Source organism: Mycobacterium sp. DBP42 (genome assembly GCF_005924235.1).
In the GTDB taxonomy this organism is placed as follows: Bacteria; Actinomycetota; Actinomycetes; order Mycobacteriales; family Mycobacteriaceae; genus Mycobacterium; species Mycobacterium syngnathidarum.
Genome location: NZ_VCMY01000001.1, coordinates 403287 through 426240 on the forward strand (window position 1 = coordinate 403287; position 22954 = coordinate 426240).

The 22954-nt window shown below is 67.3% G+C and carries 24 protein-coding genes; 16 read left to right on the forward strand and 8 right to left on the reverse strand.

What is annotated here, in order from left to right; genetic code table 11:
• Positions 1-7: 7 nt before the first annotated feature.
• Genes E0T84_RS02050 through E0T84_RS02095 form a run of 10 tightly spaced genes read left to right on the forward strand, consistent with a single transcriptional unit; the run spans position 8 to position 10638 of the window.
• Complete coding sequence (locus E0T84_RS02050; protein ID WP_070187774.1) at positions 8-292, forward strand: acyl carrier protein; 285 nt, start codon at positions 8-10, stop codon at positions 290-292.
• Positions 289-1956 (forward strand): fatty acyl-AMP ligase, encoded by a 1668-nt coding sequence (locus E0T84_RS02055; RefSeq protein ID WP_138743613.1) that lies wholly within the window; start codon positions 289-291, stop codon positions 1954-1956. The genes E0T84_RS02050 and E0T84_RS02055 overlap by 4 nt, the downstream gene beginning before the upstream one ends.
• Positions 1953-2789 (forward strand): ABC transporter permease, encoded by an 837-nt coding sequence (locus tag E0T84_RS02060; protein WP_070187776.1) that lies wholly within the window; start codon positions 1953-1955, stop codon positions 2787-2789. Before E0T84_RS02055 ends, E0T84_RS02060 begins: the two co-directional genes overlap by 4 nt.
• Position 2790: 1 nt before the next feature.
• Complete coding sequence (locus tag E0T84_RS02065) at positions 2791-3615, forward strand: ABC transporter permease (RefSeq protein WP_234998426.1); 825 nt, start codon at positions 2791-2793, stop codon at positions 3613-3615.
• Positions 3616-3617: 2 nt separating this feature from the next.
• On the forward strand, positions 3618-5099 hold the full coding sequence (locus E0T84_RS02070) for an MCE family protein (protein ID WP_171054854.1): 1482 nt from the start codon (positions 3618-3620) through the stop codon (positions 5097-5099).
• A gap of 9 nt (positions 5100-5108) precedes the next feature.
• The gene (locus E0T84_RS02075) at positions 5109-6194 is read left to right on the forward strand and encodes an MlaD family protein (protein ID WP_138743615.1); all 1086 of its coding nucleotides are present in this window, start codon (positions 5109-5111) and stop codon (positions 6192-6194) included.
• Complete coding sequence (locus E0T84_RS02080) at positions 6187-7197, forward strand: MlaD family protein (RefSeq protein WP_138743616.1); 1011 nt, start codon at positions 6187-6189, stop codon at positions 7195-7197. Before E0T84_RS02075 ends, E0T84_RS02080 begins: the two co-directional genes overlap by 8 nt.
• Entirely contained in the window at positions 7197-8309 is a 1113-nt protein-coding gene (locus E0T84_RS02085; RefSeq protein ID WP_138743682.1) for an MCE family protein, read from the forward strand. The genes E0T84_RS02080 and E0T84_RS02085 overlap by 1 nt, the downstream gene beginning before the upstream one ends.
• Entirely contained in the window at positions 8306-9430 is a 1125-nt protein-coding gene (locus tag E0T84_RS02090; protein WP_138743617.1) for an MlaD family protein, read from the forward strand. Before E0T84_RS02085 ends, E0T84_RS02090 begins: the two co-directional genes overlap by 4 nt.
• A complete protein-coding gene (locus E0T84_RS02095) occupies positions 9427-10638 on the forward strand; it encodes an MlaD family protein (RefSeq protein ID WP_138743618.1) in 1212 nt (403 codons plus the stop codon). The genes E0T84_RS02090 and E0T84_RS02095 overlap by 4 nt, the downstream gene beginning before the upstream one ends.
• On the opposite strand, the gene E0T84_RS31760 is transcribed toward E0T84_RS02095, so the two are convergent.
• The 4 genes from E0T84_RS31760 to E0T84_RS02110 form a co-directional block, all read right to left on the reverse strand.
• Positions 10599-10775 (reverse strand): hypothetical protein, encoded by a 177-nt coding sequence (locus E0T84_RS31760; RefSeq protein WP_171054855.1) that lies wholly within the window; start codon positions 10773-10775, stop codon positions 10599-10601. The two genes, E0T84_RS02095 and E0T84_RS31760, sit on opposite strands and share 40 nt — an antisense overlap.
• 42 nt (positions 10776-10817) lie before the next feature.
• The gene (locus E0T84_RS02100; RefSeq protein WP_138743619.1) at positions 10818-11579 is read right to left on the reverse strand and encodes a LamB/YcsF family protein; all 762 of its coding nucleotides are present in this window, start codon (positions 11577-11579) and stop codon (positions 10818-10820) included.
• A 9-nt stretch (positions 11580-11588) separates the two neighbouring features.
• On the reverse strand, positions 11589-12248 hold the full coding sequence (gene bluB / locus E0T84_RS02105; RefSeq protein WP_138743620.1) for a 5,6-dimethylbenzimidazole synthase: 660 nt from the start codon (positions 12246-12248) through the stop codon (positions 11589-11591).
• A 134-nt stretch (positions 12249-12382) separates the two neighbouring features.
• Positions 12383-13546 (reverse strand): GTP-binding protein, encoded by a 1164-nt coding sequence (locus E0T84_RS02110; RefSeq protein ID WP_138743621.1) that lies wholly within the window; start codon positions 13544-13546, stop codon positions 12383-12385.
• Between the two features lie 57 nt (positions 13547-13603).
• Between E0T84_RS02110 and E0T84_RS02115 the strand changes: the two genes are divergently transcribed.
• Genes E0T84_RS02115 through E0T84_RS02130 form a run of 4 tightly spaced genes read left to right on the forward strand, consistent with a single transcriptional unit; the run spans position 13604 to position 17380 of the window.
• On the forward strand, positions 13604-14611 hold the full coding sequence (locus tag E0T84_RS02115; RefSeq protein WP_138743683.1) for a metal ABC transporter solute-binding protein, Zn/Mn family: 1008 nt from the start codon (positions 13604-13606) through the stop codon (positions 14609-14611).
• Entirely contained in the window at positions 14611-15390 is a 780-nt protein-coding gene (locus E0T84_RS02120) for a metal ABC transporter ATP-binding protein (protein ID WP_070187786.1), read from the forward strand. The genes E0T84_RS02115 and E0T84_RS02120 overlap by 1 nt, the downstream gene beginning before the upstream one ends.
• Positions 15390-16268: a metal ABC transporter permease gene (locus E0T84_RS02125; protein WP_138743622.1), complete on the forward strand. Its 879-nt coding sequence runs from the start codon at positions 15390-15392 to the stop codon at positions 16266-16268. Before E0T84_RS02120 ends, E0T84_RS02125 begins: the two co-directional genes overlap by 1 nt.
• Positions 16269-16279: 11 nt before the next feature.
• Complete coding sequence (locus tag E0T84_RS02130; RefSeq protein ID WP_070187788.1) at positions 16280-17380, forward strand: substrate-binding domain-containing protein; 1101 nt, start codon at positions 16280-16282, stop codon at positions 17378-17380.
• Between the two features lie 12 nt (positions 17381-17392).
• Here the strand turns inward: E0T84_RS02130 and otsB are convergent, their stop codons facing one another.
• Together otsB and kstR are read right to left on the reverse strand one after the other, a co-directional pair.
• A complete protein-coding gene (gene otsB, locus E0T84_RS02135; protein ID WP_138743623.1) occupies positions 17393-18136 on the reverse strand; it encodes a trehalose-phosphatase in 744 nt (247 codons plus the stop codon).
• A gap of 3 nt (positions 18137-18139) precedes the next feature.
• The gene (gene kstR / locus E0T84_RS02140) at positions 18140-18745 is read right to left on the reverse strand and encodes a cholesterol catabolism transcriptional regulator KstR (RefSeq protein WP_165610749.1); all 606 of its coding nucleotides are present in this window, start codon (positions 18743-18745) and stop codon (positions 18140-18142) included.
• A gap of 273 nt (positions 18746-19018) precedes the next feature.
• Here kstR and E0T84_RS02145 point away from each other — a divergent pair, with 273 nt between their 5' ends.
• Positions 19019-21148, forward strand: a complete 2130-nt coding sequence (locus tag E0T84_RS02145; protein ID WP_138743624.1) for an acyl-CoA dehydrogenase — start codon at positions 19019-19021, stop codon at positions 21146-21148.
• 40 nt (positions 21149-21188) lie between these two features.
• On the opposite strand, the gene E0T84_RS02150 is transcribed toward E0T84_RS02145, so the two are convergent.
• On the reverse strand, positions 21189-21854 hold the full coding sequence (locus E0T84_RS02150) for a TetR/AcrR family transcriptional regulator (protein WP_138743625.1): 666 nt from the start codon (positions 21852-21854) through the stop codon (positions 21189-21191).
• Between the two features lie 60 nt (positions 21855-21914).
• Between E0T84_RS02150 and E0T84_RS02155 the strand changes: the two genes are divergently transcribed.
• Positions 21915-22430, forward strand: a complete 516-nt coding sequence (locus tag E0T84_RS02155) for a hypothetical protein (protein WP_249383543.1) — start codon at positions 21915-21917, stop codon at positions 22428-22430.
• Here E0T84_RS02155 and E0T84_RS02160 read toward each other — a convergent pair.
• Positions 22359-22928 carry a hypothetical protein gene (locus E0T84_RS02160; RefSeq protein WP_070187857.1) on the reverse strand — a complete coding sequence of 190 codons (570 nt, stop codon included), beginning with the start codon at positions 22926-22928 and terminating at the stop codon, positions 22359-22361. The genes E0T84_RS02155 and E0T84_RS02160 overlap by 72 nt on opposite strands.
• Positions 22929-22954 lie beyond the last annotated feature (26 nt).

Consider the following 22954-nt stretch of genomic DNA (forward strand, 5'->3'; position numbering starts at 1 on the left):
CCAGGCCGTGTCAGAAGTACGCGAATTCCTCATCGAGTTCATCACCGACGAACTCGAATTGCCCGCCGAAGACGTCAACGATTTCTCGGAGCTGGTCGGGGATCTGGGGTTCGACTCGTTGTCGTTCGCCCTCGGGGTGTCGGAGATCAAGAACCGATTCGGTGTGGTCCTCAACAAGGACGACGTGTTCGAGTGCAAGACCGTCGGTGCCCTGGTCGAACTCGTGGAGAACCGCAGGCTGGCGGGCTCCGGTGCGATGAGCGCGGTGGGCAACCCGCCGGGACAGCCGTGAACCGCGTCCTGTCCAGACTGCACGCCGGGACGCAGATCACCTCGCGGGGCCTCAGCACGGCACCGGTCGACACCGACGGTCGGTCGCTGCTCGACCAGCTGACGACGGCCACCTGGGCACAGGTGCACCAGGCCGGCCGCGACATCGCCGGAGGGCTGCAGCGCGCCGGGGTGCTCCCCGGGGACTCGGTGGCCGTACTTGCCGGTGCGCCAGGCGAAATCGCCCCGCTGGTGCAGGGCATCTGGATGTCCGGTGCGGCCGTGACCATGCTGCACCATCCGACCCACCGCACCGACATCGCGGAGTGGGCCGCCGAGCTGGTCCCGACGCTGTCGGCGATCGGCGCCTCCACCGTGGTGGTCGGCAACCCGTTCCTGTCGGCCGTCGAGGCATTGGCCGGCGCCGGGGTACATGCCGTGCTGCTGCCCGCTCTGCTCGACGGGCCACCGGGACAGATCGTGGAGTCGGATGAGGACGCGATCGCCTTCCAGCAATTGACCTCAGGCTCGACCGGCCGGCCCAAGGCCGCCGCCATCAGCTACCGCAACATCGAGGCCAACCTGGTCGCGATGGCGGCCGCCTCGGCAGCCGACGCCGAAACCGATGTGGTGGTGAGCTGGCTGCCGCTGTTTCACGACATGGGCATGATGGGTTACCTGATCACGCCGATGTGCCTGGGCATCGCGACCGTGAAGGTCACCCCGGTCGACTTCCTCGCCGATCCGCTGCTGTGGGCCGAGCTGATCACCAGGTATCGCGGAACCATGACCGCGGCACCGAATTTCGCCTACTCGGTCTTGGCCCGCCGGCTCCGCAAAGCTGCCGACGGCGCTTACGATCTGTCGACGCTGCGGTTTGCACTCAGTGGCGCCGAGGCGATCGACGTCGCGACGCTGGACCGGTTGACCACCGAGGGGGCCCGCTTCGGCCTGCGTAAACATGCCATCGTTCCGGCCTACGGGATGGCCGAGGCGACGCTGGGAGTATCGTTCGTCCGCCCCGGCGACGGATACCGGGTGTGCGCACCGCATCCTGATCTGGTCGCCGGACAAGGCGATGCGGCGCAACGGGTGGCGCTCGGGCCGCCGCTGCCGGGTTGTGAGATCCGGGTGGTGGCCGAAGACGGCTCGGTGGTGGAGCCGCCCGGCATCGGGGAATTGGAGATCCGTGGCGACAACGTGACCCGCGGATACCGCACCGCCGACGGCATCGAGACCGTCACCGACTCCGACGGATGGTTTCGCACCGGCGACATCGGTTACCTGACCGACGACGGCCAACCGGTCATCTGTGGCCGCAAGAAGGACGTCTTGATCATCTCGGGCCGCAACGTCCATCCTGAGGACATCGAGCGAAGCGTGTCCGGGGTGGCCGGCGTACGCTCCGGAGGTGTTGCCGCAGTGCGGCTTTCCACCGCGGCCGCGGGAGAGGGGTTCTCGATGGTGGCCGAGTCGGCGCTGCATTCCGACAGCGCCGAGACCGCGCGGATCCGTGCCGAGATAGCCGATCGCGTCTATCGGCAGCTCGGGATCAGTCCACGGGCGGTGCACGTGGTCCCGGCCGGCTGGCTTCCCAAGACCTCGTCGGGCAAGTTGCGCCGGCTGGAGACGACGGCGCGGCTGGACCGGTTGGGACGTTCCGGGGAGCGTGAACTCGTCAGATGACAGTGCGGGGCACCAGTTCCCGTGTTGTCCAAGTAGGTGCGGGATACCTGCGGCGTCATCCGGTGGCGGCCTTGGCCACCGTTGGCGAGCAGGTGGTACTCGGGTTGACGACGATCCGTTTCTGCGTCACCGACCTGATGACCGGGCGATTTCAATGGGCCGAGTTCGTTCGGCAGGCCGCGTTCATGGCCGGTGCGGCTGTGATGCCGACCGTCTTGGTGGCGTTGCCGATCGGGGTCACCCTGTCGATCCAATTCGCGCTGCTGGCCGGGCAGGTCGGGGCGACCTCACTGGCCGGTGCCGCCAGCGGGCTGGCGGTGGTGCGGCAGGCGGCCTCGCTGGTCGCGGCGCTGTTGCTGGCCGCGGCGGTCGGCGCGGCGATGACCTCGGACCTGGGCTGCCGGACCATGCGTGAGGAGACGGCAGCGATGGAGGTGATGGGCGTCTCGGTGGTCCGGCGATTGGTCGTACCCCGGTTCGCGGCCGCGATCGTCATCGGTATCGCCCTGACCGGGGTGGTGTGCTTCGTCGGCTTCCTGTCCAGCTATCTGTTCAACGTCTATGTACAGGGCGGTGCGCCAGGCAGTTTCATCGCTACCTTCGCGTCGTTCGCCACCACCGGTGACATGCTGCTGGCGCTGTTCAAGTCGGCGGTCTACGGCGCGATCGTCGCGGTGGTGTCCTGCCAGAAAGGCCTCGCTGCCACCCAGGGTCCGGCCGGCGTGGCCAACGCCGTCAACGCGGCCGTCGTGGAATCGGTTCTGGTCTTGATGACGGTCAATGTCGCCGTGAGCCAGCTCTACACCATGCTCTTCCCTCGGACGGGGTTGTGAGATGACCCAGGAGATGACTCAGCCCGTGATGACGCGGCCGGTGGCGCGCTTCGGTCATTTCGTCGCTTTCTCGTCACACGCCCTCACCGGCGCACCGCTGGCCCTTCGCCGGTACCGGCGTGAGTTCCTTCGGCTGGTCTCCGACATCACCTGGGGTAACGGGTCGATCGTGGTGGGCGGCGGGACCGCCGGAGTGATCCTGGTTCTCGGCATCACCACCGGTGCCCTGATCGCCGTCGAGGGTTACGACTTCCTGAACCTGCTCGGGCTCGGCCCGGCAACCGGGATCATCTCCTCGCTGGTCACCACCCGCGAGCTGGCCCCGATCATGGCGGCCCTGGCTTTCGCCGTCCAGGCCGGCTGCCGGTTCACCACCCAGATCGGCTCGATGCGGATCTCCGAGGAGATCGACGCCATGAACTCGCTTGCCATCAGGCCGATCCCGTACCTCATCACGACCCGGCTGTTGGCCTCGGTCGTCGCGATCATCCCGCTGTACGCCGCGTGCCTCGGCATCTGCTACCTGTCGTGCCAGATCATGGTGGGGTTGATCAGCGGCGGATCGCTCGGGCCGTACCTGCATTACTTCACCTTGCTGATCAGTGGCACCGACATCCTGTATTCGACGGTGAAGGCGGTCGTGTTCGTCTGGATCGCGGCGACAGTGCAGTGCTACTACGGTTTCTGCGCCGGCGGCGGCCCCGAGGGCGTCGGTATCGCCGCAGGACATGCGATGCGGGCGAGCATCACCGCGGTGATCATCGTCAACATGCTGCTGACCATGGCCCTGTGGAGCGTGAATTCCGGTGCAAGGCTGGGTGGTTGACCATGCCGGACATGGTTGATCTGGACGGAAACCATCTCACCGGAAGGCAGCTGCTCCGGCGTGGTGCGGCCACGCTGGTGGTGGTCGGAGTAGTGGTCTCGGCGTTGCTGGTCAAGTCGACCGGGCTGTTCGACCGCAACCTGCATGTGGTGGCCGAATTGCGCAACATCGGTGACGGTCTGCCTACCCGGTCGGATGTGAAATTCCGCGGCGTCCTTGTCGGCGCCGTGGAAAGTGTCGTGCCCGGCACCGGGGAAGCGCCCAACCGTGTGCACATCCGATTGAATTCCGCTTATGCACAGGGCATCCCGTCTGGCGTCACCGCCCGTGTGGTGCCCAGTAATGCCTTCGCGGTGTCGTCGTTGCAGTTGGTTCAGACCGCGGCCGACTCGTCGGGTCCGATCCGCGACGGCCAGCGGATCACCGAGGACACGGCGCTGCCGACGGTGTTGTTCCAGACCACCATCTCCAAACTGCGCGACGTCCTGGCCGCGGCCGGCCGCGGACGTGACGACCACACCATCGGCCTGCTGGCCGCGGTGGCAGCAGCCACCAACAACCGCCGCGGGCAACTGCTGACCTCGGCCGCCGAACTCAACCGGCTCATCGACGAGTTGAATGCCGTCGTCGCCACAGATGAAGGGCCGTCGACGGTTTCGGCGTTGTCCGCCGCTGCGCGCGGGCTGTCGCAGACGGCTCCAGAACTGGTCGATGCTTTGCATGAAGCGGTCGGCCCGATGCGCACCCTCGTCGAGCAGCGACGCAGCCTCGAGGATTTTCTGGCGGCGTCCGCGCATACCACCGGCACCAGCATGGAGGCCTTGCACAATCAGACCGACCGGCTGGTCCACATCACCACGGACCTGACCCCGGTGCTCGGGGTACTGGCACAGAACGCCCAGCACTTCGTGCCGATCAGCCAGCGGATGACCCGGTTCTCCGACGCGTTCTTCGCCCAGGTCTGGGATTCCGAACTGGATACCCCACGAGGCCGGGTGAACTTGTCGTTCACGCCGTCCTACACCTACACCCGTGCCGATTGCCCGCGCTACGGCGCGCTGGCCGGACCGAGCTGCGTCACCGCACCCGAGGTCCCTGTCCGGTCTGAGCTCCCGGAAGTCCTGCTGCCGCAGAACTACCAGCCGCCACCGGATCTGGCGCCACCGCCGGGGACGGTCATCGGGGAGAACGGCAACCTGATCGCGGCCGGGCCGCCGCTGCCCACCGGGCCGACGTTGCCGCCGACCGATCCGTATCCGCCGCTCCCGCCTGGCGTCACCCCGTCGCCGCCGGTCCCCGGCAGTGCGGCACCCGCCTCGTTCGGCGGCAACGTCGGCCCGGTGGGCAGCGGTCTCGAGCGCGACCGGTTGGGCGAGATCACCGGACAACCCGCGACGGTGGCCACGCAACTGATCCTCGGTCCGGTGGCGCGCGGGATGGTCGTCACGCAAACCGCTTCGGCCACAGGCCAAAACACGCCGTAGGAGAATTCGATGTTCAGTTTTTCCCCGAGGGCCGACTCGATACGGCGCCGTGGCTCGCTGCTGGGCCTGTGCCTGTTCCTGGTGGTGGCCACCGTGCTGACGTGGCTGGTCTACGTCACGCTGCGACGCGATGTCGGCGGCCCCGCCACGTCGTACTCCGCGGTGTTCACCGACGTCTTCGGGCTGCGCGAGGGTGACGACGTCCGGGTGGCCGGTGTGCGGGTCGGGCGGGTGCAGACGATCGAGCTGCAGGGAACCCTGGCGAAGGTGTCGTTCCTCGTGCAGGACGGCCACCGGCTCACCACCGGCACCGTGGCGGCCGTCGACTATCAGAACATCGTCGGGCAGCGGTATCTTGCGCTGGACCGGGGGCGTGCCGAAGCGGCCACGGTGTTGCCGGCCGGATCGGTGATCGGGATCGATCGGACCGAGCCGTCCTTCGACATCGGCACCCTGCTCAATGGCTATGAGCCCCTGTTCGCCGTCCTGGATCCCGACCAGGTGAACAACCTCACCAACGCCGTCGTCGGATCGTTGCAGGGCGATACTGCCTCGATCACCCAGCTCGTCGATCAGACGTCAGTGCTCACCGAGACTTTCGTCGGCCAGGACCGCGCGCTGGACCGCGTCATCGCGGGGATGGACGGTGTGGTCGGCAATCTGGCCGGACAGAACGACCATTTCGAGCGCACGATCACCGCAGCGCGAAAGGCCGTGACGGCCTTCGACAATCGTCGCGACAGCCTGGTGTCATCGCTGGGGACGATGACGGCGGTGGCCGGCAATCTGTCGCGGATCGGGCGTGACGTGCAACCGACCGTCCGCGACATGCTCAACCGGCAGCCCGGCTACACCCGGCACATGCTCGACATCGAACCGCAGATCGCTTACACGGGCCTGAACACGCCGCTGCTGTTGAAGGGGTTGTCCCGGGTCTTCGGGGAAGGGGCCTACATGAACGCCTATGCCTGTGACGTCAACGTGTACGGGTTTTTCCCAGGGCTCAACGACGTAGTGCCCATCATCGTCGATGCCGCGACGCCGGGCGGAACCGCCAAACACACCCCCAAGTGCCGGAACATGGCCGATGGCTGACCGGGTCGCCAGGAAAGCCTGGCTCGGACTGCTGGCCGTCGCCACCGTCGGAACCCTGATCGCGGCAATGCTGCTCGTCAAGGAGGCCGGCATCGGATACCAGCGTTACACGGCGAAATTCCTTCAGGCGGCGGCCTTGCGTGCCGACGACATCGTGGCGGTGGCGGGTATCCCGGTGGGAACGGTGACCGCCGTACGCCTGGCCGGCGATCACGTGGAGGCCGAGATCCGTGTCCGCGACGACATACCCGTGGGCCGCGACACCCGCGCCGCGATCAAGGTGACGACATTGTTCGGTTCCCGCTATCTCGACTTGCGCCCGGCTGGGGACAGCGCTCCCGAGAAGCACACGATCGACCTGGCGCACACCGAGGTGCCCTACGATCTGCAAGCCGCCCTGGCCGATTCGACCAGGACCTTTGAGCAGGTGGACGCCGACCGCATCGCGGAGTCCCTCGATGTGCTGAGCCGGCAGATGGACGGGTTGCCCGCAGTGGTGCCCCAGGCGATGGACAATGTGCGGGCCCTGTCATCGGTGATCGCGCAGCGACGGGATCAACTGGGCAGTCTTCTGGCGAACACCGAACACGTCACCAGCATGCTGCGGCGCCAACAGTCCGAGATCGGCAACTTCATTCGCCAGGGGCAGGAACTGGTGGGTGAGTTCGTCGCGCGCTCAGCGGCCTTCCATGCATTGATGCAGTCTCTACGGTCGGTCGTCGACTCGCTGCGCACCATCGCGGTGCACGACCGGACCGCGGTCGACGACGTGCTGTCGACGATGCAACAGCTGAGCGAGAAGTTCGCCGAACAAGATGCGCTCTTCCGAAATCTGCTGCAGATCGCGCCCGTTCCGATCCGCCAGATCGCGAACGCCACCGGATTCGGCAACGCGATCGAGACCAATGCCCCCGCAGGCGCTCTGATCGATTCCTGGATGTGCGCCATCAGTGGCCGGGCCGAACAGTTCGGCATGGTCCCGTATCTCAAGGACTGCAAGTGATGAATGGACACCGGCGCCTGGTGGTCGCCGCCGTGCTGATCACCGTGCTGGCGATCGTCGGCGCTGTGGGCTGGAAGCTGCTGGCCCACCGTGACCGCAGCATCACCGTGACCGCGCAGTTCGACAGCGCGGCGGGCCTGTACGTCGGCAATGTGGTGGCAGTGCTGGGGATTCCGGTTGGGCAGGTCACGCGGGTGACGGCGCGGGGAAGCTACGCCGAGGTGGACTTCACCGTCGACGAGGGTGTCGCGATACCTGCTGACGTGGAGGCCGTCACCTTGTCGACGTCGATCCTCACCGACCGCCAGATCGAGCTGTCTCCGCCGTACCGTGGGGGCCCGACGCTGCGCAACGGCGACATTATCGGCCTGCATCGCACCAAGACACCGGTCGAGTTCGACCGCGTGCTCGGCATGCTCGACAAGCTGTCCACGTCATTGCGGGGGAATGGCATGGGAGGAGGGCCCGTTGCGGACCTGCAGAATGCCGGCGACGGTGTGATCGCCGGACACGGTGAGCAGATCAAGGGTGCCCTCGACGAACTGTCGCGAGCCCTGCGGCTGAGCTCCGACGGTGGGGCCCGCACCCGCCAACAGGTGACCACCATCATCACCAACCTCGATTCTCTGCTGGACGCCGCGGCGGGAAACGACGCGAAGCTACGCGAATTCGGCTCCGTGGTACGCCAGCTCAGCGCCGTCCTGGCCGCCGAGGATTTCGGGTCGGGGACCACCGGTAGACAACTCAACGAGGTCGTCGAACAGACCGGACAAATCCTCTCGGCCAACCGTGAGGTGATCAAGCAGGGAATCGCCAATGGCGACACCAGCGTCCAAACGCTTCACGACCGGCAACGGGAGCTCGCGGAATTCTTCGATGTGCTTCCGCTGATGGCCGACAACCTCTACAACGCGATCGATCAACGAAACGGAGCGATCCGTGCACATTTCCTGGCCGACCGGATGGTGTTCGACGGCCAGATGGCCAAGGAGGTCTGCAACATGATGGGTCTGCGCCAGCTCGGATGCAGCACCGGGACACTGCAGGACTACGGACCCGACTTCGGCTTGACCAGCATGCTGGAGGGGCTCGCGGCGATGGGGCAGAAATGATTTCGGTACAACGGCTTCGGATACGGACGCTGGTAGCCCTGGCCGCGGCCCTGCTGACCGCAGGCTGCGCCACGAACGGGCTGGCCGACCTGCCGCTACCCGCACCGGGGCTCGGGTCGGGCGGCTACCGGCTGACTGTGGTGTTCGCCAACGCGCTCAACCTGCCCGAGCACGCCAAGGTCAAGCGCGCAGGCGCCGATATCGGTCAGGTCGAGGACATGGTGGCGCGCGATTTCACCGCGGTGACCACGCTGCGGATCAACGACGACGTCCGACTCCCGGCGGGCAGTACAGCCGAACTCCGTTCGGCCACACCGTTGGGCGACGTCTTCGTCTCGATCAGTCCGCCGCGTGCTCCGCAGCCGGGGGCCCGCCTGCTCTCCGACGGCGACACGATCGACCTGGACTCCACAACCGCGGCCGCCACGGTCGAGTCGGTGTTGAGTTCAGCGGCCGTCTTGGTCAACGGTGGCGCCGTGCACAACCTGACCAACATCGTCAACGGAATGGGCAAGGCCGCCGGGCCCGACGGCCGGGCCTTCGGTGATCTGGTGGCCAAGTCGAACCAATTGCTCGGCACGGTGAATGCTCGTTCGGCACAGCTCGATTCCGCGATGTCCGAGACGACGCGGCTGGCTGAGCTGCTCGACGCCAAGAATCAGGAGGTCGGCGAGATCCTGCGGGCCGCCGCACCGGCGACCGAGACGCTGGCCGGCAACACCGGCCGGATGACCGACTTGGCCCTCACCCTCGGCGACATCTCGCAGAACTTGGCCAAGTTCCCGTCCATCGCCGGGACGGACACCAGCGGTCGCAGCGTGATCGCCGACGCGGACGCCATCGCACGAGCATTCAACGACGTCGTGGTGGACCCGCAGACCAGCTTGGCCTCGCTGAACCGGCTGTACGCCCCGTTCGTCAAGATGACCGCGGGCACGTCGATGGCGGGAGCGGCCGGGATCGACCGGCTGGTCCTCGGATCCATTCCCGACGCCGGGTTCGGCGGGGATCCCGGCCTCCACGGCCCCAAACGGGCCGATTGGCACCAGCTCGTCGGATCGCTCAAATTCGTGCTCTGGCGGTTACAGGAGCGGGTGGTCGGTCGGGGGCCTCAGCCGTGAGCGGTGATCGCCGCAGCGCCTGGACCGCGCTGGTGGCCTTGGCGCTCACGCTGGTCGTTTCGGTCTACTACCTGATGACCGGCGTGTTGCAGGTGCGCCCGCTGGCCGCGACATACCTTGTGACGGTGCAGCTTTCGGAGTCTGGAGGACTGCTGCCCAATCAGGATGTGACCATGCGCGGGGTTCGCGTGGGCAAGGTCGAAAGGCTCGCGTTCACCCCGGGTGGTGTCGAGGCGGTCCTGCGGGTATCCGAGGATGCGCGGATCCCGGCGGCCAGCTCGGTGCGGGTTTCGGCGCTCTCGGCGGCCGGCGAACAGTACGTCGACTTCGCCGCGACCTCCGATAGCGGCCCGTATCTCTCGGATGGCGCCGTGATCACCCGTGACCGGACCGCGGTGCCGGTATCGATGGCCGAGCTGTTGGCCAACGCGGACGGGGTACTGGCGCAGGTGGATCCACAGAAGCTGGAGCGGATGAAGGCCGAGCTGAGCCTGAGCAGTGCCGGCCCGCAGAAGCTCGCGGCGATCGTCGACGGCGGGACGTTTCTGCTGTCGACTCTGGATTCCGTGCTGCCCGAAACGGTGGGCGTGATCCGCAGCAGCCGGGTCGTGCTGTCGTCGGCGGTGGATGTCAACAACGGAATCGGCGCCACGGCAACCAATCTGCGCCATACGATGGCCGGCGTGGCCGGCATGCAGGACGGCTACCGCAGGCTGCTCGGCCAGTCCCCGGCGGCCCTGGGCGCCATCGACAACCTGTTCGCCGACAATTCGGACACCATGGTTCAACTGCTGGGAAATCTGGCCACGGTGGCGCGGCTGTCCTATGTACGGGTGCCTGCCCTGGATGCACTGTTCCCCGACTACCGCGGTTCGGCGCTGGAGGCCTTCATCAGCACGATGCACGAGCATGGACTGTGGGTGACTGCCGACATCTATCCGAGGTATGCCTGTGACTACGGCACACCTCGGCGGCCTCCTTCGGCGGCGGACTATCCGGAGCCGAATTTGTATACCTACTGCCACGATGACGATCCGAGCCTGCTGGTTCGCGGTGCCCGCAACGCTCCGCGACCTGCCGGCGATGACACCGCCGGCCCGCCGGCGGGGGCGGACCTGGCCACGACGGCCGATCCGACGCCGTCGGGCCGCTACACCATCCCGACGCCTTACGGCGGACCCACGCTGCCGATCGAGCCGCCCCGTTGATCGTCGTGGCGGGCCGGCTTGTTCGGTGACGGAGTGGGCCACCACTCGGCGACGACGACGATCAACCGCAGCAGTCGGACGAACCAGGTCATCGCGGCGACTTTCAGCCGATCGCGGATACGGGAGAACCGAGTCATATGGAAATGGTAATCATTACCAATAAAGCGCAGGCGGCCTGGTCAGCTGAACGGTGACAGCTCGGTTCCCCCGGCTCTCAGGCGGTCGCGTACCGCCGCTGCGATCTCCACCGCGCCCGGTGAATCGCCGTGTACGCAAATCGATTCCACGACGATGGGCACGGTGGTGCCGTCGACGGCGGTGACCCGGCCCGTCGTCACCATCGTGGCCACCCGTTCGGCGATGGCCACGGGGTCGTGCAGCACTGCGCCCGGTTCGCGACGTGACACCAGCGTTCCGTCGGCCTGGTAGGCGCGGTCGGCGAAGGCCTCGGCTACGGTGCGGAGTCCGAGTTGCCGGGCCTGTTCGAAGAACACCGAACCGGACAACCCCAGCACCGGAAGGCCGGCATCGACGGCGCGCACCGCTGCGGCCACCGCCTCTGCCTGTTCGCGGTGACGGACAATCGTGTTGTACAGCGCGCCATGGGGTTTCACGTATGTCACGGCGGTGCCCGCGGCCTGGGCAATACCCTGCAGCGCGGAGATCTGGTAGATCACGTCGGCCGTCAGCTCCTCGGGCGTGACGTCGATGAAGCGTCTGCCGAAGCCGACCAGGTCCCGGTAGCTGACCTGGGCGCCGACGCGCACGCCCCGCGCCGCGGCCTCCCGGCAGGTCTGTAGCAACACCGACGGATCCCCAGCGTGGAATCCGCAGGCGACGTTGGCGCTGGTGACCAGGCCCAGCATGGCCTCGTCGTCGCCGAGCTTCCAGGCGCCGAAGCTCTCCCCGAGGTCAGCGTTGAGGTCGACGGATGCAGCCACCTCACCAGCCTAAGGCGCCGCCGCGGCCGGCCAGCCGTTCTCGGACACGAATTCGGGCAGGGGGCGACCGACTGTCCAGTGCTCGATCTCCAGCACCGGCCGGTCCGGAAACTCGGGCACCGGTCCCAGGCACAGGATCGCCACCGGCTCGGCATCGGCGGGCATGCCCATGAGTTGTGCCAGCGGCAGTGGCTCGAAGATCGACACCCACCCCATGCCGAGGCCCTCGGCCCGGGCGGCCAGCCACATGTTCTGGATCGCGCAGGACACCGAGGCCAGGTCCATCTGCGGTAGCGTGCGACGGCCGAAGACATGCCGGTCGCGGTTCTCGCCGAGGGCGACGACGAACAGTTCTGCGCAGTCGAGAATGCCCTCCACCTTGAGCGCCAGGAATTCCTCCCCGCGGGACCCCAGCGCGTCCGCGGTGTGGATGCGCTCCTCGTCGACCAGCGCGTGGATCTTGCCGCGCAGCTCCTCATCGGTGACCCGGATGAACCGCCACGGCTGCATCAGGCCGACGCTGGGTGCCGCGTGGGCGGCCTGCAACAGCCGGCCGAGCACCTCGGGCGCGACGGCGCTGCCGGGGACGAACCGGCGCATGTCGCGGCGTTCGGCGATGGCGCGGTACACGGCGCGTCGCTCGTCGGGGCTGAAGGCGTGCTCGGACACAGCGTCGAGCTTAGGCGGGGTCCTCGGCCGTGCGGAGCGCCAGTTGGGGTATTCGTGCTCGCGGGTGGCCACCTATGGCACACGTTTGACCAAATTGCGTGTCATAAGTGGCCTTTCGGCCTGACGCACTCCGGTCAATGCGCGTGGGTGACGTTCCAGGCCGGTAGCGGGTCCGGGTAGCCGGCCCAGGCCTGCTCGCCCTCGGCCAGTTCGGCGTCGGTCAGCAGGGCCCCGTCGAGTAGCCGGTGGACCTTGTCACGGTCGAGCTTTATCCCGATGAACACGATCTCCTGACCCGGCGCGATCTCGGTGCCCGACCAGTACTGCGCCGGCTCGATCACCAGGTTCGGGCCGGCCTGTGACCAGATGGCGGCGATTGTCGGGCGGCTGGCGATCCAACAGAATCCCTTGCTGCGCAACACCCTTGTCACCTGACCGAGCGCTTCGCCGAGGCGCTGTGGGTGAAACGGCCGGTCGGAGCGGAAGGTCATCGAGCTGATGCCGTACTCCTCGGTCTCGGGTGTGTGTCCGGCAGTGGTCGTCTGCTCCTCGCGCGAGCGCTCGTCGGCGATCTCCTCGTCCCAGCCCGGGGTCTGGGCGGCGGCCTCCGGATCGAACAGCCCGGTGCCCAGTACCTCGCCGATATCGACGACGCCGTGGTCGGTCCGGATCAGCTTGGCGGTCGGATTCAGCCTGCGCAGCAGCGTTCCGACGGTGTCGAGGGTCGCCGGGCTCACCAGGTCGGTCTTGTTGAGCAGGATGACGTCGGCGAACTCCACCTGGTCGGTGAGCAGGTCGGCGATGCTGCGGGCGTCGCCGTCGCCGACGGCCAGATCCCGGTCGGCCAGGCCGTCACCGCGGACGACCTCGGTCAAGAACGTGGACGCGTCGACGACCGTCACCAGGGTGTCCAGTTTCGCGAGCCGGCCGAGCTGGAACCCGTCCTCGAACTCCCACTCGAACGTCGCGGCGACCGGCATGGGCTCGGAGATCCCGGTCGACTCGATGACCAGGTTGTCGAACCGGTTCTGCCGGGCCAGTGCGCCGACGGCCTCCACCAGGTCCTCGCGCAGCGTGCAGCAGATGCAGCCGTTGGTCAGCTCGACGAGCTTCTCCTCGGTGCGGTCGAGGTGCCCCTGCCCGGCGATGAGCGCCGCGTCGATGTTGACCTCACTCATGTCGTTGACGATCACGGCGACGCGCCTGCCCTCCCGGTTCGCCAGGATGTGGTTCAAGAGCGTGGTCTTGCCGGCGCCGAGGAAGCCGGACAGGACGGTGACGGGTAGCAGGTCGGACATCGCACTCCTTAATGAAAACGATTTTCAATAAATCATCATCCGGGCGTGCGTCTCCTAATGCAAACGGTTATCGTTATCGCCGTGCTCTCACCTCTGAACCTCCGCGCCGTGGCCACCGCGTTGATGCTGGCCACACCACTCGCCGCCGTTTCCTGCGGCTCCGAACAGACCCAGCAGTCCGCCTCCCCGGGCAACTGCGTGACCACACCGGTCAACGTCGTCGTCAGCGTCGACCAGTGGGGTGACATCGTGTCCGCATTGGGCGGCGACTGCGCGAAGGTGACCACCGTGCTGGCCGGCTCCTCGGTCGACCCGCATGACTTCGAACCATCGCCCGCGGACGCGGCCAAGTTCCAGGGCGCGCAGTTGGTGGTCATGAACGGCGGGCACTACGACGAATGGGCGGCCAAGCTGGCCCAGAGCACGGCGCCCAACGCCGTCGTCGTCTCCGCCACCGGGACCGGGACCGGCGATGACAACCATGACCATGACCATGGCAATGGGGACGGCGGTGCACATGCTGACGAGCGGTCGGCCAACCCGCACGCCTGGTACGACCCGGCCGCGGTGACCGGCGTCGCCGACACGATCACCGAGGAGCTGAGCCAGCTGGCACCCGACGCGCACGACTACTTTGCGCAGCGCCGCGCCGAGTTCACCACCTCGATGCAGCCTTACCAGCAGCTGACCACCGACATCAAGACCAAGGCCGCCGGTAAGCGCTACGCCGCCACCGAGACGGTGTTCGACAACATGGCAACGGCGCTCGGCCTGGTCAACCAGACGCCTCCGGGCTATCAGGCGGCCACGTCCAACGAGTCCGACCCGTCACCGGCCGACCTGGATGCATTCCTGCGCCTACTCGCCGATCACGGGGTCGATGTGCTGATCTACAACACCCAGACCGAGGGCTCGCTGCCCAAACAGATCCGGTCCGCGGCCGAGAGTGCCGGAATTCCGGTTGTCGATGTCACCGAAACGGTGGCGCCGGGAGCGGATTCGTTCGAGGCTTGGCAGGTGAATCAACTGACCGCGCTTGCCGAAGCGCTCGGAATTCAGACCTAGTGTCCAGCGAGACCACACCTTCACCGGCCCTCGTCTTCGACGACGTCAGTGCCGTACGCGGGGGCCGGTTGATCTGGTCGGAGGGCACCTTCGAGATCCCGGCCGGCGGCATCGTCGCGCTGATCGGATCCAACGGATCGGGCAAGTCCACAATGCTGCAGGTGATCTTGGGCCTACTGCCCGCAGCCTCGGGTTCGGTGCGGGTGCTCGGCGGCGCACCGGGTGAGCACAACGACCTGATCGGTTACGTCCCGCAGGATTATGCCGACGGCGCGGGCGAGGCCATCCGGGCCCGCGGCGCGGTGACCCTGGGCCTCACCGGGCGGCGCTGGGGCTTCTCCCGGACCTCGGCTGCCGAGAAGGCCCGGGTCGACGAGGCCCTGGCGTGGGTCGAGGCCACCGGCTTCGCCACCATGCGACTGTCGGAACTGTCCGGCGGTCAGCGGCAGCGCATCGCGTTGGCCAATGCCCTTGTCGGACATCCGAAGATGCTCATCCTCGACGAACCCCTGGCCGCGCTCGATTTGCGCAACCAGCACGAGATCGTGCAGTTGCTGGCCCGGCTCAACGCCGACCTCGGCGTCACCATTCTCGTTGTCGCCCATGACCTCAACCCGCTGCTGAGCGTGCTCGACAGTGCCATCTATCTGCTCGACGGCCACGCCCACCACGCGGCCATCGACGAGGTGGTGGACGATGACCTGCTGACCCACCTCTACGGGACCAAGGTGCAGGTGGCCCACACCCCGCTGGGACAGATGTACATGAGGAGCGGGTGATGTCGGCGAGCCTGATTGCTGCAACGTTCGCCCAAGGGAATCTGGCACTGGGCTACCAGTACAACTGGTGGCAGATCCTGACCTCGGCCTTCATGCGCAACGCGTTGATCGGCGGCACGTTGGTGGCGTTGGCTGCCGGGCTGATCGGCTACTTCGTCATCGTGCGTAACACCGCATTCGCCGCCCACGCACTGGCCCACATCGGCCTGCCCGGCGCCACCGGAGCGGCGCTGCTGGGGCTTCCGGTCGGGTTTGGCCTTTTGGCGTTCTGCGTCGGTGGGGCCCTGGTGATCGGGGCGCTGGGCAGTCGCGCGCATGATCGCGAGGTGGCCACCGGCACGGTGCTGGCCCTGGCCACCGGCTTCGGGTTGTTCTTCAACTCGTTGGCCACCAAGAATTCGTCCACCCTGACCAACGTGTTGTTCGGCAATCTGCTGGCCATCACGCATCAGCAGTTGCTGACCTTCACTGCGCTGCTGCTCCTGTTGGCCGCCACTGTCGTATTCGTTTTCCGCCCACTGCTGTTCGCATCGGTCAACGCGCAGGTGGCCGAGGCCAAAGGGGTGCCGGTACGGGCATTGTCGGTGCTGTTCATGGTCCTGCTGGGGGTGGCGGTGACGATGGCGGTGCTGGCCGTGGGCACGTTGCTGTTGTTCGCGCTCGTCGTCACCCCGGCCGCGACGGCGATCATGGTGACCGCGCGACCGGTTGTGGCGATGATGATCTCGACCGGGATCAGCGTCGTGTCGGTGTGGGCGGGTTTGGCGGTGTCGGCGATCTTCAACATGCCGCCGAGCTTCGTGATCGTGACGATTGCGTGCGGGATCTGGCTGGCGGTGTGGACGGTTGACCGGGTGAGGTATTCGACGATCCACTAGCCTCAGACAGCATGCCAAGGAGTCCGCACCCGCCGCGGCGGGCCACCCTGGCGTCGTTGGCGGCCGAGCTGAAGGTGTCGCGGACTACCATCTCCAACGCGTACAACCGTCCGGACCAGTTGTCCGCCGAGCTCCGCGACAGAATCTTCGATGCGGCCAAGCGGCTGGGCTATGCCGGGCCCGATCCGGTGGCACGCTCCCTGCGCACCCGCAAGGCCGGTGCCGTCGGGTTGCTCATCACCGAGCCGCTCAACTACTCGTTCAGCGACCCGGCCGCACTGGATTTCGTTGCCGGGCTTGCCGAATCCTGCGAGGCGGTGGGGCAGGGGTTGCTGCTGGTGGCCATCGGACCCAACCGCAGTTTCGAGGACGGCGCCGCGGCGGTGCTCGCGGCCGGCGTCGACGGATTCGTGGTGTATTCGGCCTCCGACGACGATCCGTATCTGCCGGTGGTGCGCCAGCGCCAATTGCCGGTCGTGGTGGTGGATCAGCCCAAAGACGTGCCCGGGGTGTCGCGGGTCGGCATCGACGATCGCGGTGGGATGCGGCTGCTGGCCGAGCATGTGATGGAGCTGGGGCACCGCGACATCGGACTGCTGACCATGCGGCTGGGCCGCGACTGGCCCCGCGAAAGCGCGAAACCCGCACTGGCCGATCCGGATCGGGTGTTGTCTCCGCATTTCCACGTGCAGCGCGAACGCATTCACGGTGTGTATGACGCGATGACGGCCGCCGGCCTGGCGCCGGGCACCCTCACCGTGGTGGAGAGCTACGACCATCTGCCGACCTCCGGGGGCTTGGCCGCCGAGGTGGCCCTGGATGCCAATCCTCGCATCACCGCACTGATGTGCACCGCCGACGTACTGGCCTTGTCCGCCATGGACTATCTGCGTTCGCGGGGCATCTACGTGCCGGGTGAGATGACGGTGACCGGGTTCGACGGGGTGCCGGAGGCATTGCGCCGCGGCCTGTCCACGGTGGTGCAGCCCAGCGTGGCCAAAGGGCGGCGGGCCGGGGAGTTGCTGCACAATCCGCCGCGCGACGGGCTGCCGGTGATCGACGTGCTTCCCACCGAGGTGGTGCGCGGCCGGACCTCGGGCCCACCTGCCTAGTCGCCTCCGGCGTCAGCGGCGCGCGGCCAGCAGGAACTTCAGCGCGGCCACGACATCGTCGGGCTCGTCGACGCGGTAGCCGGCCAGTGTGTCTCCCGGCCCCACCTTGACGCCGACGTCGCCGTCACGCAGCCGGCGGAACGCCTTCTCGTCGGTGACGTCGTCGCCGAAGTAGACCACCGCCGACGCCTGCTGCTCGTCACGCAAGATGTCGATCGCCTCGCCCTTGTCGGTGGTGATCACCGCGAACTCGAGCACGGCCTTGCCCTTGGTCAGCTGCGCATCCCAGGCTTGGGCGGCCTCGAGTGCCTGCGCGCTCGCGGCTTCGGCATCGGCGGGTTCGGCATTGCGGACGTGCAAAGCCACGCTCGCCGGTTTGAGTTCGACGGTCACCCCCGGCCGGGTGGCGGCGATCGCGGTGAGCTCGGCGGCGATCCGAGCCAGCAGGTCGCGGTCGATGGGATGGGAGAACCCGGAGTCGAACTCGGCGCCGTGGCTGCCGACCATGTGCACGGTTGTGGGCATCCCGGACAGTTCCCGCAGTACCTCCAGCGCACGGCCGGAGATCAGGGCGGTCCAGGTGTGTGGACACTGCGCCAGTGCCACAAGGGCTTCGGCGCCGTCGCGCAGTGGGCGCGCGTCGGCCGGATTGTTGACGATCGGGGCCAGGGTGCCGTCGAAATCGGAGGTGATGAGCAGCCTGTCGGCGCGGGCCGCGGCCGTCAGCGCTTCGGTCAGTTCGGCGGGAAGGCTCACCCGCTAGATCTTAGGTTTGTCCTCTGCGCCGATCAGCAGCCGCACGGCCAGGTCCAGTCGCTTGCTGACGTCGGTGGCCGAGGCCCGGCGGGTCAGCCAGGCCAGCAGGTTGGACAGCCACACATCCGAGATGACCCGGGCAATGTGGTACTGGTCCTCGGTCGGCTCGCCGTCGCTCATGGCCCGAGCGAACATCGAGTCCATCAACTTGCCGACGTGGTCGACCTCACCGGCGGCGGAGGCGTCGGCGAAGACGAACGCCCGTGTCATGGCCTCGGTGAGCAGCGGGTTGCGCTGCATGGCCCGGTTCAGCTTGCCGACCATGAAGCTCAGCCGCTGATACGGGGTGCCGCCGGAGAGGGCAGCCCGGTCGGTCTTGGCGTCGATGCGTTCGAATTCCCGTCCGAGGGCCGAGACCAGGAGATGGACTTTGGAGGGGAAGTAGCGGTAGAGCGTGCCGACGGCGACATCGGCACGTTCGGCCACGGCGCGCATCTGGACGGCCTCGTAGCCGCCCTTGGAGGCGATGGCCAGGGTGGCGTCCAGGATGCGCTTGCGACGCTCCCGCTGTGCTTCTGATCCCAGTTCGGATTCGGCGAGGACAGCCACGTTTAGAACCTCACGCGGTCGGGTGTCCGACCCGGACGATTCGCTGCCTGCCTGCTGTGGTGCGCTGGACATGCGGTGTGTGGCCCCCTCTCGGCGCGTACCTGGTCGAAAACGATACGCACGGCAATCTCCTTCTACGCACCTCCGCGCCGGTAAACACACGGACGTGTCCTGCTGTGATGCGGGTCGACTTGACGGTCGAACACTGTCACCATTAGAACACGTTCTAGTGGGAAGCACGGACTTCTCGCGTTAGGGGCTAGGAGGTCCACCATGTCCGGCGCGTCTGCGACCATCACCGACGAGCAGTTTGCCGCCCGTGACCTGGTTAGGAGCTGGGCCGGTGCGACCGACACCGCCGCGGCCGTCCGATCCGCTGAACACGATGCCGATGCCTGGCGCGGGCCGTTTCAGGGTCTCGCCGAACTAGGGATCTTCAGCGTTGCGGTCCCCGAGGAACAGGGTGGGGCCGGCGGCACGGTCGAGGATCTGTGCGCGATGGTCGACGAGGCCGCCGCCGCGCTGGTGCCCGGTCCGGTGGCCACGACGGCGCTGGCCACCCTGATCGTCACCGACGAGGCCGTGCTGGAGGCGCTGGTATCGGGTGAGCGGACGGCCGGAGCCGCCCTGAGCGCAGACGTGACGTTCGAAACCGGCAAGGTGTCCGGTACCGCTGACTACGTCCTGGGCGCCGACGTTGCCGGGGTGTTGCTGCTGCCCGCCGGGGACCAGGTGGTGCTGGTCGACGGGAACGCCGCGGGTGTGAGCATCGAACTGCTGACCGCCACCGACTTCTCGCTGCCGCTGGCCCGCGTCGTGTTCGATTCCGCGCCCGCTCAGGTCCTCGACGTCTCGCGACAGCGGTTCACCGACATCACCGCGGCCGTGTTGGCCGCCGAGGCAGCCGGGTTGGCCCGCTGGACCCTGCAGACCGCCACCGAGTACGCGAAGGTGCGCGAGCAGTTCGGCAAGCCGATCGGCAGCTTCCAAGCCGTCAAGCACATGTGTGCCGAGATGCTGCTGCGCTCTGAGCAGATCTCGGTGTCGGCAGCCGACGCGGCGCGTGCGGTGTCGGAGTCCGACGATTCCCAGTTGTCGATCGCTGCCGCGGTCGCGGCCGCCGCGGGCGTGGACGCGGCCGAGGCCAACGCCAAGGACTGCATCCAGGTGCTGGGCGGCATCGGCATCACCTGGGAGCACGAGGCGCATCTGTATCTGCGTCGCGCATACGGGATTTCGCACGCGCTCGGTGGCCGGCGTCGCTGGATCCGCCGCGTGTCTGCTCTGACCCAGCAGGGTGTGCGGCGTGAGCTGCGGATCGATCTGGAGTCGGTGGCCGACCTGCGTCCGGAGATCAGCGCCGCGGTCGCCGAGGTGGCCGCGCAGCCGGTGGAAAAGCGGCAGGTGGCCCTGGCGGAGTCGGGGCTGCTGGCCCCGCACTGGCCACGCCCCTACGGCCGCAACGCCTCTCCGGCCGAGCAGCTGCTGATCGACCAGGAGCTGGCCGCGGCCGAGGTGGAGCGTCCGGATCTGGTGATCGGCTGGTGGGCGGTGCCGACGATCCTGGAGCACGGCAGCGGTGAGCAGATCGATCAGTTCGTGCCGGCCACCCTGCGCGGTGACCTGGCCTGGTGCCAGCTGTTCTCCGAGCCCGGCGCCGGCTCTGACCTGGCCGCGCTGCGCATGAAAGCTGTTCGCGCAGAAGGCCCCAACGGTGAGCCGGGCTGGAAGCTGACCGGTCAGAAGGTGTGGACCTCGGCGGCGCAGAAGGCGCACTGGGGCGTGTGCCTGGCGCGCACCGACGCCGACGCTCCAAAACATAAGGGCATCACCTACTTCCTGATCGACATGAAGACGCCGGGCATCGTGATCCGTCCGCTGCGCGAGATCACCGGTGACGAGCTGTTCAACGAGGTGTTCTTCGACGACGTCTTCGTGCCCGACGCGATGGTGGTGGGCACCGTCAACGACGGCTGGCGGCTGGCCCGCACCACGCTGGCCAACGAGCGGGTGGCGATGGCCGGCGGTACCGCGCTGGGCAATCCGATGGAGGAACTGCTGCGCACCCTCGGTGCCCAGCCGGATGTGGACCCGGCCGATCTGGACCGGCTCGGCGGGTTGATCCTGACCGCGCAGGTGGGTTCGCTGCTGGATCAGCGGATCGCCCAGCTGGCGGTCAGTGGTCAGGACACCGGCGCGCAGGCCAGTGCCCGCAAGCTGATCGGGGTTCGCTACCGCCAGGCGCTGGCCGAGTTCCGGCTGGAACTGTCCGATGGCGGGGGTGCGGTGCGCAACCAGGAGGTGCACGACTTCCTCAACACCCGCTGCCTGACGATCGCCGGGGGAACCGAGCAGATCCTGCTGACCGTCGCCGGTGAGCGTCTCCTCGGCCTGCCGCGGTAGATCACTTTCCCTCGCCGAGCAGACACAGAATCGCCCAAAATCATGGGTTTTGGTGCGACTCTGTGTCTGCTCGCGCAGGTGGGTGAGTACTTAGACCCCGCAGGTAGCCCGCCAGCATCGTGACGATGCCGTCCTCGAGCTGCTCGGTATCGGCGGGCTTGTCACAGGCCAGCAACCGGTGGGTCAGCGATTCGACGGTCGCGACCACCATGCGGGCCGCGAATGCGGTGTCGGCCACCGTCACGTCGGAATGACTGTCCAGCAAGGCTTTTGCCGCACCGACGGCGCCTTCTTCGGCCCGGTGTAGCCGATCCAGCAGGACCGGTGACCGCGGAGCCTCTTCGAACAGCACGCGGTGCAGACGGGTGTCGTCGCGGTGGTTGTCGATCGCCGTCCGGACGAACAGCCGTAGCAGCTCCTCCAATGATTCGGGCAGACCGGCCGCGGTGCGGTCGCGCAGCAGCGCCGCTCCGGCGTCGACGTGTGCATCGGTGAGCGCCGACAGGATCGAGTCCTTGTTCGGGAAGTACTGATACAGCGAGCCGATCGACAGATCCGCGGCTTCGGCAATGCGGTTGGTGGTGCCCGCGGCATAGCCGTACTCGGCGAAAACGCGAGCCGCCGCTTCGAGGATGGCCTGCCGGGTTTCCACGGCGCGCTGCTGTCTGGGCTGTTTGCGGGCCCGGAACCGGTCTGTCGGCGTCATCGCCACCTCCGCACGAAAAGCGAGTAGTCAGCCGGTGCGCAGCTCTCGAAAATTGATGACATGCAGCGCATCCATGCCGAAACGATTTTGCCCGCCGACACCGGACGAGTGTGGCAGGCCATGCAGCAGGTCCCGACGTTTCTCTACGTCTGCCGCGGCTTGTTCGGGGTGCCGGCCCTGGCCGGGCGCACCGAGAAGTTCGAGGCCGGCGAGCGCGGAACTGGTTGGCTGATGGCCTTTCACGTCATCCCAGCCTACCGGCACACCATCGAGGTCCTTGAGGTCGACGACACCACACGCACCATCCGCACTCACGAGTACGGCGGGGTGCTGCGGACCTGGGACCACACGTTGCACGTCGAACCGGTCACCGATCGGTCGTGCCGCTACAGCGACACCGTGGAGATCGACGCAGGCCGGCTCACCCCAGCGGTGGCAGTGCTTGCCCGCGGCATCTACGCCTACCGGCACCGCCGGTGGCGCAAGCTCGTGGACAAGCACATGTCAGAAGCGCGTCGTGGTGCAGGCCGTGGGTGTGGTCAGGTTGACCCCCCCGAACACCACCTGGATGACTGAGCAGATGATGAAGTCGTCCTTGGTGTTCGGCTGACCGGTCCGCCACTCGGTCGGGGTTGACACGCCCTCGATGCGGAAGCGTTCGATGGGCCCGCCACCGAAGTACGTCGCCGAGATCTCCACTTTGTTGACCGAGCGGTACAGCTTCGACAGCACGTTGTCGTGGTTGGATCCCTTGATTTCTCGCGGCATGCCGGCCGGGGCGCCGTAGGAGGCCTCCTGCCAGGTGTCCTTGTTCGAGCTGCGCAGGGTGATGGTCTGACGTGCCCACGCGTCACCGGGGAATCCGATGGGGCCGCTCGGCGTGAGCAGGTTGGCTTGCGTGTTGAACGTGCACTGCGTGCCTGCGCAGTCCGCGCTGACGTGCATCTCGATGTCGCCCTGTGGGCTGGGGATCGAGGTGACCGACGAGTTTGCGGCCGCGGAGGCCGACGCGGGAAACGCCAGCGCTGCCGCGGTCAGCACTGTTGCCGCGCTCGCTGCGGAGAGCCTGTTGATCGTCATCGTCAAGAAAGGTATCCGCT

Bases quoted from the DNA above. Each gene is read 5' to 3' on its own strand.
- E0T84_RS02060 (WP_070187776.1), top strand. From the start codon at position 1,953: ATGACAGTGCGGGGCACCAGTTCCCGTGTTGTCCAAGTAGGTGCGGGA.
- E0T84_RS02065 (WP_234998426.1), top strand. From the start codon at position 2,791: ATGACCCAGGAGATGACTCAGCCCGTGATGACGCGGCCGGTGGCGCGC.
- E0T84_RS02070 (WP_171054854.1), top strand. From the start codon at position 3,618: ATGCCGGACATGGTTGATCTGGACGGAAACCATCTCACCGGAAGGCAG.
- E0T84_RS02075 (WP_138743615.1), top strand. From the start codon at position 5,109: ATGTTCAGTTTTTCCCCGAGGGCCGACTCGATACGGCGCCGTGGCTCG.
- E0T84_RS02080 (WP_138743616.1), top strand. From the start codon at position 6,187: ATGGCTGACCGGGTCGCCAGGAAAGCCTGGCTCGGACTGCTGGCCGTC.
- E0T84_RS02085 (WP_138743682.1), top strand. From the start codon at position 7,197: ATGAATGGACACCGGCGCCTGGTGGTCGCCGCCGTGCTGATCACCGTG.
- E0T84_RS02090 (WP_138743617.1), top strand. From the start codon at position 8,306: ATGATTTCGGTACAACGGCTTCGGATACGGACGCTGGTAGCCCTGGCC.
- E0T84_RS31760 (WP_171054855.1), bottom strand. From the start codon at position 10,775: ATGACTCGGTTCTCCCGTATCCGCGATCGGCTGAAAGTCGCCGCGATG.
- E0T84_RS02110 (WP_138743621.1), bottom strand. From the start codon at position 13,546: ATGTCCGACCTGCTACCCGTCACCGTCCTGTCCGGCTTCCTCGGCGCC.
- E0T84_RS02115 (WP_138743683.1), top strand. From the start codon at position 13,604: ATGCAAACGGTTATCGTTATCGCCGTGCTCTCACCTCTGAACCTCCGC.
- E0T84_RS02125 (WP_138743622.1), top strand. From the start codon at position 15,390: ATGTCGGCGAGCCTGATTGCTGCAACGTTCGCCCAAGGGAATCTGGCA.
- E0T84_RS02130 (WP_070187788.1), top strand. From the start codon at position 16,280: ATGCCAAGGAGTCCGCACCCGCCGCGGCGGGCCACCCTGGCGTCGTTG.
- E0T84_RS02145 (WP_138743624.1), top strand. From the start codon at position 19,019: ATGTCCGGCGCGTCTGCGACCATCACCGACGAGCAGTTTGCCGCCCGT.
- E0T84_RS02150 (WP_138743625.1), bottom strand. From the start codon at position 21,854: ATGACGCCGACAGACCGGTTCCGGGCCCGCAAACAGCCCAGACAGCAG.
- E0T84_RS02155 (WP_249383543.1), top strand. From the start codon at position 21,915: ATGCAGCGCATCCATGCCGAAACGATTTTGCCCGCCGACACCGGACGA.